Raw genomic sequence first — 15129 nt, 5'->3', positions numbered from 1 at the left:
AGCCAGTGCCTGCGCACTGACTTTCAATCCATTTATTTAGTACTATTCGACTGCATAATTATAATGGAAGATTTACCCGATGAACGAGTTTGGTTTTAGCGTTAATCTCTTCTACTACAAATAATTCTGCGGTGACTTTCACTCTACCATCTTCTCCACGGATCAGCTGAATCTCGATCGTCGCACCCGTTTCACAAGGCAATTGTTTCAGCAATTCTCGCGCGTCCAAGACCTGCATCGGAATCTTGATTTGTTCCTTGCCATAAAGAATCGTTAAATTACGATCATCTCCCAGCTTGGATAGAAGGTCGACAAATGGAATCTGAAGCTTAAACTTTGATGCATTTGATCGAAGTGGTGCTTGATACTCCACTCGGCCCGTCTCATTATCTTCCTTCTTAAGGAGTCCATACTTGCCATCACCAAAGACTGCCTTCGTTTCACCACTTCTCGTCTTTTCTTGTATCAATGCGCGGGGGCTGCTACTCATAAGTAAGGGTTCTGACAGATCTGGCTTGCCTTCCCAATATACGAGGAATACACGATCCTTATCATCCGCTCCACGAGTTGAAATCACTGTTCGATTGCCTTGCATATCAAAGCAAATGGCTTCACCTGGAACATGGGCCGAATCAATAAGTGCCCCATTGCCATCATAACGCAAGATTATCGATCTACCCTCTTGCCCTTCACTATCTACAATCTGAAATTCATCCTGGTCATATTCGAACAGGGTGGGAATCCGCTCTGTTGATAAGTCAGCAAGCACGATTGGGTCTTTCCCTTCCTCTCTCATAAATTTGAGGTATGGCAACCTGTCAGTATAATCAACTTGCACCTGATCAATCGTCCACTCACCAGCGGGGCTTTTCAAAAGAAAAAAGAGGTCGGTCTCCTGATCCCCAAAAGCAAGTTTCTGAAACTCAGTACCACTTTCCCAACCTAAATCACGTGAAAGTTCACGTTTATCAATCCAGTATTCCTTGCCATCCCATTCTATGTCACCGTAGTCCTCTTCATTTTCTTCCACTACTACATGGTTGAAATTCAAATGTCTCTCCCCCATATAAGCAATCGCCGTACCTTTCGCATCTAAAGGTTCACGCCCATAATTCATGCCATGAAACCACCTTATATCTTGAAAGTCTCCATCCAACCGATAGGCCAATCCATAACGTGAAACTACAAATTCATTGAGCATCTCATTGACCAAAATATTCCTTGGCGTATCCCACTCTCCTAAAACGATCAGTGGATCAATGACTGGCACATTTCCAACAGCTGATACCTTTTGAATACTCGCCTCATTTCCATCGAATGATACGACTAAAATCTCACCCGATGAAAGGATCGTGACTTCACCAATCAGCATCCCTTCATGACTCGTTTTCTCAGCCTCCAGCAGCAAATCCACTTGAATCCCATCAGCCTCTTCTTCCCTTGCTCCTGTATCAGCAAAAGCATAAGACCCTAGCATAAGCATACTTACTACGACTATAAGAAATCCTATTTTTTTCATCATTGTCACCATCCTTTTTTTAAGCTTATCACTTAATGTGTTAGAATTCCATATATTTACAACTCTTATAAAAGCAGACTGGCTAGCCAAGAAAATCAACCATACTAGATGCAACACCCATAGAAAAGTTTCATCTTTTTCTAAAAACCCGATTTCCTATATCGAAAATCCTTTTACTCAAAAAAAAAGAGCCCGAAGGCTCTTTTCATTTATGCTTTATTAATAGATCCGAAGATCTCCATTTTTTCTTTTACAGTCGCTTTGATCGCTTCGATTCCAGGTCCGTTGATCTTGCGAGGGTCAAATCCTTTACCTTCTAAGTCTTTTTTCGCTTCGAAGTATTCGCGCAAGGCTGCTGCAAATGACCATTGGCATTCTGTATTCACGTTGATTTTCGCAACGCCTAGAGAAATCGCTTCTGTGATCATCTCAACAGGGATACCCGTTCCACCATGAAGAACCAAAGGCATATCACCTGTTTCTGCTTTAATCGCTGCCAAAGCACCGAAATCAAGACCAGCCCAGTTTTCTGGATATGCACCATGAATATTACCAATGCCTGCGGCTAACAAATCAACACCCAAATCAGCAATTAGTTTGCACTCTTTTGGATTGGCAATTTCACCAGCGCCAACAACGCCGTCTTCTTCGCCACCAATAGAACCAACTTCTGCTTCAACTGAGATACCTTTTGAATTCGCAATTGCGATAATTTCTTGTGTCTTTTTGATGTTTTCATCAATATCATAATGAGAACCATCGAACATTACAGAAGAAAAACCAGCTTCCATTGCCGCTTGAGCACCTTCGTAGCTGCCGTGATCCAAATGCAATGCAACAGGAACCGTTATTTTCAAACCTTTCAACATGCCGTTTACCATGCCGACTACGGTATCAAATCCACCCATATATTTTGCCGCACCTTCTGATACGCCTAGAATAACTGGTGAATTGTTTTCTTGTGCTGTCAATAGAACCGCTTTTGTCCACTCAAGATTGTTGATGTTGAAATGACCAACCGCATATTGCCCCGCAACAGCATCTTTTAACATTTTTGTTGTTGTAACTAACATCATGAAACCTCCTTTAGATCTTCATACACACCCTATGTTCTTACCATAAATATGATCAAGATAACAAATATCCTTGGATATCTTTTATCTCATACATTCGAATTATACCATAGTTTACACGATTTCACGCACTTACATTTATCTCTTTTTGTGTATTTTTACAGGATTTCATGATTTCATTGAATGAAAACGTTTTAATACCCCTGCTCTCATAAAGCAATAAATAAAAAGACTACTTTTTTTCGATTTTCCCCGCTATATTTCGCCTTTATGGCTCCGCTTATTGCTATACATCCGTTCATCTGCAAGGCTAATCATATTCTCATAGCTAATATGATCCTTGGCTTCCCGCTCGTAGAAACCATAGCTGAAGTGAATGGGAAACTCAAGATTTCCCGCTTCGTATTGCGTTTTCATTTCCTTTTCGACGGACTGCAGTTTTGCTTTCAGGCCCTCTACATCTACCTTCTCCAATACCAATACAAACTCATCGCCTGCATATCGTCCCACCAATTTTTCATCAAAAAACTGCTTCAGCAATGAATTCGAAAATGCCTGCAAGGCTAAATCACCACTTAAGTGGCCATAGCGATCATTAATTGTTTTGAAATCATCCAAATCAAGCATGACAAAAATAAAAGACCTTTGCTGCTCCAACATATACTCCAAGTAAGAATCAATACGTTGACGACTTAAAAGACCTGTCAAGTAATCTTTGGAAGTTGAAACTGTCTCTAAAAATATATATGTCAACACGACCATCATCGCCATAGTTGGCCAAAGGATAAATACGCCAAAAAGGGCTACTTGAAGAAAAGCGGCCATTGCAGGAAATGAAACATACAATAAAATTATATACAAAACTTCTTTTTGTACCTGCTTTCGCTGACGATAGGCTAATAGGCACACATAAAGAAAAACCGAAACATTCAAAATTGGAAGAAGAAACATACCTGGCTCTCGGCTATAAATATTATCTGGACTAATGGTGAAAATAAGAGGCACAAACTTATTAATAAGTAAAAGTAAACCTGTAATTATAAATGGATGTAAATAAAACCATCGCCTTTTAAGTCGCTGATACGAGCCAAAAATATGATAGTCAATATAGGATGCCAATAAACATGTCGCAGAAGAAGTTAACCAAGCAAAGGCAAAATTAAAAAAATAATTCAACTTATTTTGATCCGGCACGCCATCAAATGCCCAAGATAAAACTTCTAAAAGTAAAAGAAAAACAGTCACCCACAACAGCCGAAAAAACAAGCGGTTCGACGTTCCCGTCGTATCTCGCCTCAGTCTCATCGTTACATATAAAATAACTAGCATTAATGCTGAAAAGAAATTAATATCGAAGGTTAAAAATAATGCCATGTCGATCCCCACCTTACCTTTTTGTCAATCCATTCCCGACTAAGTCAGAAGGAAAACGAATCATTTTCTAACTATACCACGGGCATTCAGTATCTAATCGTTCATTAGTGTCTAAATCCATTGTTGCAACAAGTCTCTCCTTATACTACCATTTCTCGGTAGAATAAAAAAGACGAGAAACCGCAAAAATCTCGGTAGCTCGTCTCATCTTGTTTTTTGTTTATCTCGTCATTTTCATTCCACTTATTCTCTGAGTATACTCGGATTAACTGATCTTTTTCCCTTCGAATTGGGCATTGTATAAATCTGCATAGAATCCGTTTTTCGCTAATAACTCTTGGTGATAGCCCTGCTCCACAATGTCGCCATGATCCATAACCAAGATCAAGTCCGCGTCACGGATTGTTGACAATCGATGAGCAATAATAAAACTGGTTCGGTTTTCCATCAGTCGACCCATGGCCCTTTGAATCTGAACCTCAGTTCTAGTATCCACAGAACTTGTCGCTTCATCCAGGATTAGGATTTTTGGATCTGAAAGAATCGCTCTTGCAATGGTAATCAACTGCTTCTGCCCCTGCGATACATTTGATGCATCTTCATTTAAGATCATATCATAGCCGTCCGGCAGCATATGAACAAAGCTATCTACATGGGCGGCTTTTGCAGCTTCAATCACGTCCTCATCCGTTGCATCAAGGCGGCCATAGCGGATATTTTCCATAATAGAACCATTGTACAACCAGGTATCTTGCAAGACCATACCAAACTGATTTCGCAATGCATCTCGTGTATAGTCCCGAATATCTTGGCCATCCACAAGAATTGCACCCTCGTTCACATCATAGAAGCGCATAAGCAATTTGACCATGGTGGTTTTTCCTGCGCCTGTAGGACCGACAATGGCAACCTTTTGACCGGGTTGAACATCTACAGAAAAATCATTTACGATTATGGTTTCCGGCTTATAACCAAAATGTACATTTTTGAATGATACGTTTCCAACAACCTGATCGATTTCAACCGGCTCATCGACCTCTTTGATCTCTTCGGATTCATCCAAAAATTCGAAGACACGCTCAGCGGCAGCTGCGGTTTGTTGCAGAACATTCGAAGCACTGGCTAGCTGTGAAATCGGTTGTGTAAAGTTTCTAACATACTGAACAAAAGCCTGAATATCACCGACTTCAATGGTCCTTTTCGCTGCCAAGGCTCCACCGACAACACAGACCGCTACATAACCTACATTTCCAACAATGGTCATAACAGGCATCATCATTCCCGACAAGAATTGTGATTTCCAAGCAGTCCCATAAAGCTTGTCATTAAACTCATTAAAGGCTTCCGCACTTTTTTCTTCTCCGTTGAAGGTCTTGACGATGACATGACCGCTAAACATTTCTTCGATATGGCCATTCACATTCCCCAGGTATTTTTGCTGATCCTTAAAATACTTTTGCGACCGTTTCACGATAGCAATTACAATGACCATGGATGCAGGAATAATAAAGAGGGCAATCAAGGTCATGGTGAAACTAATAGTTAGCATCATGATCAAGACACCAATTACCGTTGTGAAGGAGGTGATAATCTGCGACATTGATCGACTCAAGGTCTGGTTGACGGTATCGACATCATTCGTTACTCTTGACAATACTTCCCCATGATTGGTGCCGTCAAAATACCGAAGCGGCATCCGATTCACTTTTTTGGAGATATTCCTGCGCATATCATAGCTCACCTTCATGGCTACGCCTGCCATAATATATCCTTGAATATAGGAGAATAAGGAACTCAATCCATAGAGTGCTAAAAGCGTCAGCATAATACCAGCAATCGCCTCAAAATCAATACCAGATCCACTTCCGCTTACTTGTCCAATCATGCCTTCAAATACTTTTGTTGTCGCCTTACCCAACAGCTTGGGTCCATAGATCCCAAAAGCCGCACTAGCAATGGCAAAGATGATTACCACAAGAATGGTCGCCTTATGCGGACTCAAATATTCGATCAGTCGCTTCATGGTGCCTTTAAAGTTTTTTGCTTTTTCGCCGGACATATTCATATGTCCGCCACCGGGTCCACCACCGCCTGGTCCTCGTCTCTGCTTAGCAGATGAACGATTCACATTTTCATTTTGATTGTTTTCGCTCATGCCAGCTCCTCCTTGGACAATTGTGAATATGCAATTTCTTTATAAGTCTCACAGGATTTCATCAATTCATCGTGAGTACCCATTCCCACCATCCTGCCGTCATCCAGCACAATAATCTGATTTGCATTTTTGATCGTTGAAATTCGTTGCGCAACAATCAACAAGGTCGACTCCCCAGTTTTATCCTTAAGGGCTTGCCGAAGAGCGCGATCCGTTTGAAAATCGAGAGCGGAAAAACTATCGTCAAAGATATAAATTTCAGGCCGCTTCACCAATGCTCTTGCAATGGAAAGACGTTGTTTCTGACCACCAGACACATTCGATCCACCTTGTGAAATTTGCCTTGCCATTCCTTCTTTGTTTTCTTCCACAAATTCCCTTGCCTGTGCAATACGAATCGCTTCTTCCATTTCAGCGATCGTTGCGTCTTCCTTTGCAAACAATAGATTACTTTCAATATCCCCACTAAATAGAGAGGCCTTCTGAGGAATATATCCAATATGGCTACGTAAGTCGTGTTGCGTAACTTGTCGAATATCAATCCCATCCACAAGGATTTGTCCTTCTGTGACATCGTATAATCTTGGAATCAAATTGACCAAGGTGGTTTTCCCAGACCCTGTTGACCCAATAATTGCTGTTGTCTCCCCAGGATTGGCTGTGAAGTTAAGCTTTTTCAACATATTCTCTTCCGCCCCAGGATACTTAAAGGAAACGTCTTTAAATTCAAGCCTGCCGGATACTGGAGCCGTGAATACTTTTGGATCTGCAGGATCAACAATCTTAGCTTCAACATTCAAGACTTCAGCAATACGACCAGCGGCAACAGAAGCCCGCGGAATCATGATAAACATCATGGACATCATTAAAAACGCCATAATGATTTGCATGGCATACTGCATAAAGGCCATCATATCGCCAACTTGCATATTTGCGTTGGCAATTTCTTTGGCTCCAACCCATACAATCAAAATCATAACTGCATTCATAACAAACATCATGACCGGCATCAAAAATACCATGACACGGTTGACAAACAAGTTTGTTGCTGTCAAATCACGGTTCGCTTGATCAAAGCGATCTTCTTCAAAAGCTTGCGTATTAAATGCTCGAATGACCATCATACCCGTCAAGGCTTCCCGCATGACCAAGTTCACTCGATCAACCTGCTTTTGAACGATCTTAAACTTGGGCATGGCAATGGAAAATATAACAGCAATCATCAAAATGAGTATGCCAACGGCTAAGGCAATGATCCATGACATAGAGCTATTGCTATTCATTGCTTTAATGACACCGCCTATGCCCAAAATCGGCGCATAGAACACCATGCGAATCATAACAACCATCAAGTTTTGTACTTGCATAATATCATTTGTCGATCTTGTGATCAGGGACGCGGTGGAAAACTGATCAAACTCAGCATTGGAAAAACGACTGACTTTGTCAAAGATCCTTTTCCGTAAATCTCTTCCCAAACCAGCTGCTACCTTGGAGGCAATAAAGCCAACCGAAATGGATGCAATCGCACCGAGCAAGGTAATCCCTAGCATAATCAGACCCGTCATCAAGATATAGTTCTGACGAACCTGGTCCACATCAAGGCCCATCTCTTGGTAAAGTGTGATGGTTGCATTGGCACCCGCTTGAAGAATCATCGCATCCCCAAGGGCCGCAAATTGTTCATTTGAAGCTTCCATCATCTGAAGTCTTTGTTCCGCAGGCATTCTTTCCAGCATGGCAAAGATATCTGTGCCTGCAGGAATGGTCTGCCCATTGATTTCAAAATCACTATCATCAGCATTAGCGATCGCTTGTTGAACACCTGTAACCGCCAAGAGTGCTTTTGACACTTCCAACTCCAAATCAGCTGTTTCTTCTTCCGTTAAGGACTTCAGCCGATAGACCCCCTCATTGGTGATGTTCGGATAGGTCTCGGCCACTTTCTTGTACTCGCTTGTACCGGGTTCAATAAATTGGTAGGAAGCCTCGATTAATGCCTTATTGTCCGCAGTAACAAATAGCTCCATTTTTTCCAAATCAGCTTGCCTTAAAACTTCCGGCAGCGCATTCTCATTTCCACCTTGCTGAATGCCTACATTTACAATGTTAGACATATAATCCGGCAAAGCCAGATCAGCCATTGCTTGTCCATATAGCAATGCGATTGCAACAAGGATCCAGAGCGTAAATGGCTTTAAGTACTTTAGTATTTTTGTCATATGATGTCCTTTCCTTCACTACGCCTATTCATCGTACATATCGTCCAGTTTTAGAAAAATTTTGTGAATCGATTCAAAATTTACGACAAGGGTTTCTACTTCATCATCCGTGAGTTTATCTGTTGACGCGATGACTTGTTCTTTCATCCGTTTAAAATGCTCCTTTAGAAACAAGCGGCCTTGATCGGTTATATAGATTCTAGTTACTCGCTTGTCTTCCACGCTTTTTTCTTTTTTCACCCATTGTTTATCCACCAACTCGTGGACCAATTTCGTCAGATTTGGCTTTGAAATACACAGTTTTTCCCCATAGGTGTTCATTGGCAATCCATCTGCCATCATCAAGTTATTTAATAAAAGAAACTCCGTTCGCTTGAGTTCATGAGATTTATATTTTTTTAATAACTTTCGATGAAATAGAGGGATCATACCCAGTATTTGGCTCGCCAATTTGTCTCTACTCATAGGTCTAGCTCCTTTCCTTTCGGATAATTTCTTAGGTCTCTATAGGTAAACTCGATCATTAAAATCGTTATGAAATATAGTTATATAATATAGTTATATTTTATAACGATTTTAGTTTAATCTCAATTCCTCTTTTTGTCAATTCATTTCTACGAAAAAAAAAGATCTCATCAAGATCTTCTTTTTTTCTATCTATTCGTTCACCCTAAATTTACCAATCCGCAAAACCACAATAAGCCAGAATAGACAACTCGTAAATCCGAACAAATAGGCTAATACTTGATTGGGATTTTGTACAATCTCTGCAAGCCAATAGGTGGGAAATCCCAGCGATATCGTTTTGATAAAAGCTCCCTTTAACAGGTCTGCAAAGGTGAAAATCACAATCAAATTTAGTCCCTTTGCATAGGTCAGTCCTTTAATCTTATCGGTAGCCAGCGAAAAGAAAACGAGACCAATAACAATTGCCAATGTAGAGAGGATAATTGTTACTAGCAAAAAACTTGAAAGTGTAAATATATATTGGCCCATAATGATGTAAGAGAGTGTGGTATGTAGAATGGTGGCCCCCACAATGAACAGCAAGCGATTGATCATATAGCCCTGCTTCGTCAATGGCGTCACACTCATTAGTTCAATGATTTTTCCATCCTTGTCGTCCAACATCATAAATCCCATTACGATCCCAAGCATCATCGGACAAAAGATCAAAGACAAAGACAAGGCATAGGGCATAAACGGAATGAAGCTTTGATTGAAGTACCGAAAGATCACCGGCATCAGAAACACTGTCAGAAGTCTAAATATAACAGCAATCAGCACTGGACAAAGAAAGAGAATTATCATAATCGGTTCTCGGGTGATTTGCTTCCAATCATTCTTGAGCGTGATCAGCTTGACCATGTTGTCCTCCATAAACAATTCTCTCTTCAAACTGTTTGGTAGTGAAAATCAATAGCCCGCCATTGAAGAGGATCAGGTAAAGCAATTGAAAAGCCGCCCTTCCTATCGAGTTGCCATGGTATGCCCCATAGACCAATCGCAAACATGCCACGGTTGGAAAGAGATTTAATACGGCTGAGTCCCAAAACCAAATCAACAAGAATGCGGGTACAAACAAAGCCAACATCCATGGCACCATTCTTAAAAAGAATTCATTGATTGTCCCAGATCTGCAGGCAATGAGAATCCCGATTTGTGTAAAAAAGATGGAAGTAAGTAAGATCCCAAGGATCAGATAACCGTAATTCACACTTCCTGTATAGGCCAAGAGTGAGATCAACACACCTGCAAAAAGAGCTACAATAGAAAGGGAGAGAACCTTGCTAATAACATACTCTATTGAGCTTAAAGGCGTTACCACAATCGATTGTAAAATCCCCTGTTCCTTTTCTAAAAGCAACATTCCACCAATAAAGAAAAGCCCAAGTACAGATGGATCCGAAAAGATCACAAGAGGCACCGCAATCGGTCTAAACATTTCCGGAATCTGTGTAAGCACCAAGAGATAGAGAAAACTAATAACGAGATAAATAGTGAAAAAACCTTGTTTCCGTTCAAATTTAAGATCAGCAATCAATGCGTTCTTAATTCGTTTCATCACTTCCGCTTTCATATGAGTGACCGCCCCGTTAGCTGAATAAAAACATCCTCGAGCGTTGCTTCCTGGCTGTGAATGGTGAGAATTTCACACTCGTCCACGATACGATGAAATTCCAAATTTCCTTTCATCTCGGGTAAAGACAGGCTCACTTCTTCTTTCTTTCCCGCTTCAACATAGACAATCTTTACCATTGGATTCCCGTAGGCAACCATCAGGTTTTTTGGGCTGTCAATGACGGAAAGGATCCCCTCATTGATAAATCCAACGCGGTCACAAAGTTGCTCTGCCACCGTCATATTATGCGTCGTTAGAAAGATGGTTTTTCCTTCCCCTTTCAATTGCAAGATCTTGTCCTTGATGATCTTGGCATTAACAGGATCGAGGCCTGTTGTCGGTTCATCCAAAAAAATTAAATCCGGATTGTGGAGAATGGACCTGACAAAATTCAGGCGCATCTTCATTCCCTTGGAGAATTCCTCCACCTTCTTATCTTTGTCAATAAGCAAACCCACATGATCCAATAATTCTTCAATGTTCTGCTCTTGATTTCGATAATAGGAAGCAATCAGCTTCAAGTTTTCGTAGCCAGATAGCTTAACATAGAGATTCGGAAAATCAAAAGCAACGCCAATTCGTTCATAGAAGTCCTTTTTCCACTCTCGACGTTCTTTACCTAGAATGTTGACCTTACCGGAATAACCGCGCAGCAATCCAATAATAATGCGTTGCGTGGTGGTCTTCCCCGCTCCACTTGGACCCAAAAAACCAAATACTTCTCCCTTTTTGATATGGAAATCAAGACCACTTAGTGCCTCTTTTTGAACATTTCTATAGGTGAAATTTAGATTTTCTACAAGTATCATCGCTATACTCCCTTCAATAAAAATCATTCGTTCTTTATTTAATGAAATAAAAAGTGCTCGCACACGAACACCTAAGACGTCTTTAGAATCCCCATAATGCCAATTGCAAAAAAAAGAATTTCTTCGATAATCAATTGTTGCCTCATCTCATCATCTTTATGGTTCTTTACAATCATCACCAATCCGAAGATCAATTGCTCCGCCATCACCTTCGCCATTTGCGGGTTGGGATATTTCGGATTAAATTCTTCGATATGCTCCATAAAATGCTCCTCCATCATAGCGAGCAAGTCTTCTTTTGCATGGGCAAACTGAGTACCTTGGCTACCTTCAATCAAAATGACAAAAGGAGTCGTAATAGCTGGCACAATGGGTAGAATCAACCGTCTCAACTCTCTTCGCCAAACTGCCACATCAGTAAGATCCAATAGGACATCATTGCCTTCCCATTGATTATGATTGTTGACCAACTGCATCATTCCTATATAAGCACCTTCTACAATACTAACAAATAGCGCTTCCTTGTTTTCATAGTAGTTATAGAAATTGCCTAGGCTTGTACCTGCCTTTTTGACAATCTGGCGCAAAGATGCTTTTTCAAATCCCTTCTCAAGGAATTCATTTTCAGCCGATTTGAATATTGCTTGTTGAATTTCTTCCTTTTTTGTTTGCATAAAAAATCACCTGTTCTTTTTTCATATCGTATCGCCTTTTGATCTCTTTGTCAACTCTCTCGCCATTTGACCCCCATGTACATTTTATAAAAAAAGAAGGAAACGCCTCTCACCCATTTATATCCATGAGCCAGTGGTTTTCCCTTCCTGCTTTTATAAACTAATTTCTATTTTCATGCACTTCCCAATCAATTTGATATCCGCCATCGGAAGCAACTCTGATCCAGCATCGATATGATTGCGGAACAAGCGCACTTTATTATTTTCTCTGCGGACTTTACGAATGATGCGTTCCTTGCCGACTTCCAGCAAGTAAATATTATTATTTTGAATTTCCTTTGTCTTTAAAACCATCACAACATCGCCGCTTTTTATTCGAAGCGCTTCCACCTCATTGTTGGATGCTTTTACAAAAAGAAGTTTATCCGGATGATGGCCTTCTACTTTCTTTCCGATAATCGGCAATTCTTTCATACCTACTGCTTTGTTGCTTTTATTCTCAAAGATGGGATACTTTTTAATAACGCCTTCTAACGCATTCGCCCACTGCTCGTTGGGCTCAACCGTAAAGCTTGGGGATTGAACGGGTCGTTTTTTTCTAACCGCTTGTTGCGGTTCTTCTCTCATATCTGACACATCCACAAGAGCGATTTCTTCCCCTAGGGCTGCCAATATTCGATCGGCGGTTGCCTCATTGATAATCTTCTTCCCAGTTTCTACTTGCATGATATAACTTGCTGCCAACCCGCATTTCTTTGCCAACTGTTTCTCAGATAATCCTGCTTTCCGTCTTGCTGTTTGAATTTTTTCTGCAATTCTATTCATCGTCTTCCCCTCATTCTTGTTCTTTCCTATTACCCTATTTTAACATTTAACAATAAAACATGCACGATTTCTCGTGCATGCCTTTACAGATTTGGTTGAAATTCATGTTTGAGCTTTCGCTTTGACCACCAGAAGAACACTCCAAGGCTCACACCAATTTCCAGGATAATAGTTAGGACCGTGCTGATATCTTGTTCCAACATAAACACGCCATTAAAACTATTGGTGATCGCATGAAAAAGAATACAAAGAAAAACACTGCTGGTGACTTTTCGAATTGTAGCTAGTACAAAGGAAAAGCCAAAGACACTCACAGCAAACATGGAAAAACTAATGGTTGATTGATAGGTGCCAATTATTGCCCATAGCGGCAAGTGCCAAACGGCCCAAATCAAGGCTACCATGATTGTGGCAGGTACAAAAGGGATTCTCTTTTCGAGCTCCGGTTGAAGGATCCCTCGCCAGCCAATCTCCTCAAGTCCACCGCCAATAATATTTACAGGAATATAGGCCAATCCCATGTAGAGGGCTACCGTTTGATTGGACGCACCCATGGCAAGGGGAAGTAGAAAATGAAGAACCAAGAAACAGAAAATTAGTATATAATGTTTTGCATCGCTTTTAAATTGAAAGTTCTTTTTGATAAAGGACTTAAATCCATCAATTTCTCCCCATCGCTTCAGCAAGAAATAGGAAACAATTGGTGGTCCATTGCCGCCAATCAAAAATAGAATCATAGCAAGGGGCCTACCATATTGCAAGTGTCCAAACTGATTGGCAATTACCACTGCTCCCCAGCAGATCCAGGTAATGGCAAAGGTCAATAACAAAAATTGAGATACTCTTGATTTGGGCTCCATGTTCATTAGAATCTCCTTGTATAGTGAACTTGTAGTCAAACTACGAGTTCAAGATTTTTTCTTATATACTGAATATAGTGTTGTGGATTGGTGTGTTCTCCTATAGCTTTGACTATTTTTTTAAGGCTCCAACCACATATCTATGTTCTTTTGTTTATGAGTTAGATAACGCTAGACGTTTTATCTCGGGCAAGGATACATAACATAGAATCATGTGGAACCACAACTCAAATAATGAAAGGATGTGTTTTTATGATTTATGTTGGCATCGATGTTGCCAAAGACAAGCACGATTGCTTTATCGTAAACTCGGATGGTGAAGTTATCAAAGATGTTTTTACTTTCAAGAACAATTTGGAAGGTTTCACGCAGTTTTTCTCTGCGATCCCCGATGTTCCTTTGGACAAAATAAAGGTGGGACTAGAAGCTACTGGTCATTACAGCATTAATCTCACGAATTTCATTAGCAATCATCACCTACCACTAGTAATTCTCAATCCGCTTCAAACCAACCTTTTCAGAAAAGCTCAAACGCTTAGAAAAAGCAAAACGGACAAGATCGATGCTAAACTTATCGCTTTAATGTTGCAAACGGGTAACTTCGAATCCCACACAAATTTATCATATCATCTGGCAGAATTAAAGTCACTCACTCGACATAAATCTAGAATTAAAGAAAATCTCTCCAAGTATAAAATTTCACTGGTACGAATGACAGATATTATGTTTCCAGAACTTGCTTCGGTTGTTTATTCGATCAATCAAACGTCGACCTATGCGATTCTAAGAGCTTTCCCGTCTACACAAGCGATTGCTTCTGCTCACCTTACCAAACTCACAACCCTACTGCATCATGCGTCTCATGGCAAATATGGCAAAATTAAGGCACTTGAAATCCGACAAGCTGCGAGAATATCCATTGGCTCTGAGAGCCGTGCACTCAGCTTTGAACTCATCCAGATCGTGCACTTTATTGAATACTACAAGCAAGAAATTGCTCAGATTGATAAAGAGATCAAATCTATCATGGATGAATTGGAAAGCCCGATCCTGAGCTTCCCAGGTATCTCTTATGGATTGGGATCTATCATCCTAGCTGAGGTTGGCGATATTCGAAGATTCTCTTCTCCAGCTAAGCTGCTAGCCTTTGCTGGTCTGGAGCCCTCCACTCATGAATCAGGAAAATTTGTGGGATCGAACATGAGAATGGTAAAACGCGGGTCACCATATTTGCGATGGGCACTTCTTGAAGCTGCTAGACTCGTTGCTATGAGAGACCAAACTTTTAAAGACTATTATCAGAAAAAGAAAGCTGAAGGTAAGCATCATTATGTTGCTCTGTCTCATGTCGCAAAAAAACTTGTCCGTGTTCTTTACCACATTTTAGTCAATAATCTAACTTTTCAACCTCAAATTTAGTTATACCCATCGTCAATCTCATCCAGGAGTAGTTTGCTACTTCTAATTTGGTGTGCAAATTTTCTTGTTTCAATTCT

13 protein-coding genes are annotated in these 15129 nt (G+C 40.6%); 1 reads left to right on the top strand and 12 read right to left on the bottom strand.

Translation table 11 applies throughout. From position 1 onward, the window contains the following. Nucleotides 1–58: 58 nt before the first annotated feature. The 12 genes from AC25CA_RS05015 to AC25CA_RS04960 form a co-directional block, all read right to left on the bottom strand. On the bottom strand, nt 59–1522 hold the full coding sequence (locus tag AC25CA_RS05015) for a hypothetical protein (RefSeq protein ID WP_486815953.1): 1464 nt from the start codon (nt 1520–1522) through the stop codon (nt 59–61). Nucleotides 1523–1728: 206 nt separating this feature from the next. Further along, nucleotides 1729–2592, bottom strand: coding sequence for a class II fructose-1,6-bisphosphate aldolase (gene fba / locus AC25CA_RS05010; protein ID WP_486816595.1), 864 nt, complete (start codon nt 2590–2592; stop codon nt 1729–1731). A gap of 255 nt (nt 2593–2847) precedes the next feature. Beyond that, nucleotides 2848–3966: a GGDEF domain-containing protein gene (locus tag AC25CA_RS05005; protein ID WP_486815952.1), complete on the bottom strand. Its 1119-nt coding sequence runs from the start codon at nt 3964–3966 to the stop codon at nt 2848–2850. Between the two features lie 265 nt (nt 3967–4231). Continuing rightward, nucleotides 4232–6121 carry an ABC transporter ATP-binding protein gene (locus tag AC25CA_RS05000; RefSeq protein ID WP_486815951.1) on the bottom strand — a complete coding sequence of 630 codons (1890 nt, stop codon included), beginning with the start codon at nt 6119–6121 and terminating at the stop codon, nt 4232–4234. Further along, complete coding sequence (locus AC25CA_RS04995; RefSeq protein ID WP_486815950.1) at nt 6118–8343, bottom strand: ABC transporter ATP-binding protein; 2226 nt, start codon at nt 8341–8343, stop codon at nt 6118–6120. The genes AC25CA_RS05000 and AC25CA_RS04995 overlap by 4 nt, the downstream gene beginning before the upstream one ends. 24 nt (nt 8344–8367) lie before the next feature. Then, nucleotides 8368–8808 (bottom strand): MarR family winged helix-turn-helix transcriptional regulator, encoded by a 441-nt coding sequence (locus AC25CA_RS04990; protein ID WP_486815949.1) that lies wholly within the window; start codon nt 8806–8808, stop codon nt 8368–8370. 192 nt (nt 8809–9000) lie between these two features. Continuing rightward, nucleotides 9001–9711, bottom strand: a complete 711-nt coding sequence (locus tag AC25CA_RS04985) for a hypothetical protein (RefSeq protein ID WP_486815948.1) — start codon at nt 9709–9711, stop codon at nt 9001–9003. Beyond that, on the bottom strand, nt 9683–10423 hold the full coding sequence (locus AC25CA_RS04980; protein WP_486815947.1) for a fluoroquinolone export ABC transporter permease subunit: 741 nt from the start codon (nt 10421–10423) through the stop codon (nt 9683–9685). The genes AC25CA_RS04985 and AC25CA_RS04980 overlap by 29 nt, the downstream gene beginning before the upstream one ends. After that, nucleotides 10420–11274 carry an ABC transporter ATP-binding protein gene (locus tag AC25CA_RS04975; RefSeq protein WP_486815946.1) on the bottom strand — a complete coding sequence of 285 codons (855 nt, stop codon included), beginning with the start codon at nt 11272–11274 and terminating at the stop codon, nt 10420–10422. The genes AC25CA_RS04980 and AC25CA_RS04975 overlap by 4 nt, the downstream gene beginning before the upstream one ends. Nucleotides 11275–11345: 71 nt before the next feature. Beyond that, nucleotides 11346–11948 carry a TetR/AcrR family transcriptional regulator gene (locus tag AC25CA_RS04970; RefSeq protein ID WP_486815945.1) on the bottom strand — a complete coding sequence of 201 codons (603 nt, stop codon included), beginning with the start codon at nt 11946–11948 and terminating at the stop codon, nt 11346–11348. 153 nt (nt 11949–12101) lie between these two features. After that, a complete protein-coding gene (locus tag AC25CA_RS04965; protein ID WP_486815944.1) occupies nt 12102–12773 on the bottom strand; it encodes a helix-turn-helix domain-containing protein in 672 nt (223 codons plus the stop codon). Nucleotides 12774–12856: 83 nt separating this feature from the next. Beyond that, the gene (locus tag AC25CA_RS04960; RefSeq protein WP_486815943.1) at nt 12857–13639 is read right to left on the bottom strand and encodes a CPBP family intramembrane glutamic endopeptidase; all 783 of its coding nucleotides are present in this window, start codon (nt 13637–13639) and stop codon (nt 12857–12859) included. Between the two features lie 246 nt (nt 13640–13885). On the opposite strand from AC25CA_RS04960, the gene AC25CA_RS04955 reads away from it, so the two are divergent. Further along, on the top strand, nt 13886–15052 hold the full coding sequence (locus tag AC25CA_RS04955; RefSeq protein WP_486815942.1) for an IS110 family RNA-guided transposase: 1167 nt from the start codon (nt 13886–13888) through the stop codon (nt 15050–15052). Nucleotides 15053–15129 lie beyond the last annotated feature (77 nt).

The organism is Gottschalkiaceae bacterium SANA, assembly GCA_036323355.1.
GTDB lineage: Bacteria > Bacillota > Clostridia > Tissierellales > GPF-1 > GPF-1.
This window is presented reverse-complemented; position numbering and strand designations above follow the sequence as displayed.

Bases quoted from the DNA above. Each gene is read 5' to 3' on its own strand.
- AC25CA_RS04975 (WP_486815946.1), bottom strand. From the start codon at position 11,274: ATGATACTTGTAGAAAATCTAAATTTCACCTATAGAAATGTTCAAAAA.
- AC25CA_RS04965 (WP_486815944.1), bottom strand. From the start codon at position 12,773: ATGAATAGAATTGCAGAAAAAATTCAAACAGCAAGACGGAAAGCAGGA.
- AC25CA_RS04985 (WP_486815948.1), bottom strand. From the start codon at position 9,711: ATGGTCAAGCTGATCACGCTCAAGAATGATTGGAAGCAAATCACCCGA.
- AC25CA_RS05015 (WP_486815953.1), bottom strand. From the start codon at position 1,522: ATGATGAAAAAAATAGGATTTCTTATAGTCGTAGTAAGTATGCTTATG.
- AC25CA_RS04960 (WP_486815943.1), bottom strand. From the start codon at position 13,639: ATGAACATGGAGCCCAAATCAAGAGTATCTCAATTTTTGTTATTGACC.
- AC25CA_RS04980 (WP_486815947.1), bottom strand. From the start codon at position 10,423: ATGAAAGCGGAAGTGATGAAACGAATTAAGAACGCATTGATTGCTGAT.
- AC25CA_RS05000 (WP_486815951.1), bottom strand. From the start codon at position 6,121: ATGAGCGAAAACAATCAAAATGAAAATGTGAATCGTTCATCTGCTAAG.
- AC25CA_RS04955 (WP_486815942.1), top strand. From the start codon at position 13,886: ATGATTTATGTTGGCATCGATGTTGCCAAAGACAAGCACGATTGCTTT.
- AC25CA_RS05005 (WP_486815952.1), bottom strand. From the start codon at position 3,966: ATGGCATTATTTTTAACCTTCGATATTAATTTCTTTTCAGCATTAATG.
- AC25CA_RS04970 (WP_486815945.1), bottom strand. From the start codon at position 11,948: ATGCAAACAAAAAAGGAAGAAATTCAACAAGCAATATTCAAATCGGCT.
- fba (WP_486816595.1), bottom strand. From the start codon at position 2,592: ATGTTAGTTACAACAACAAAAATGTTAAAAGATGCTGTTGCGGGGCAA.
- AC25CA_RS04990 (WP_486815949.1), bottom strand. From the start codon at position 8,808: ATGAGTAGAGACAAATTGGCGAGCCAAATACTGGGTATGATCCCTCTA.
- AC25CA_RS04995 (WP_486815950.1), bottom strand. From the start codon at position 8,343: ATGACAAAAATACTAAAGTACTTAAAGCCATTTACGCTCTGGATCCTT.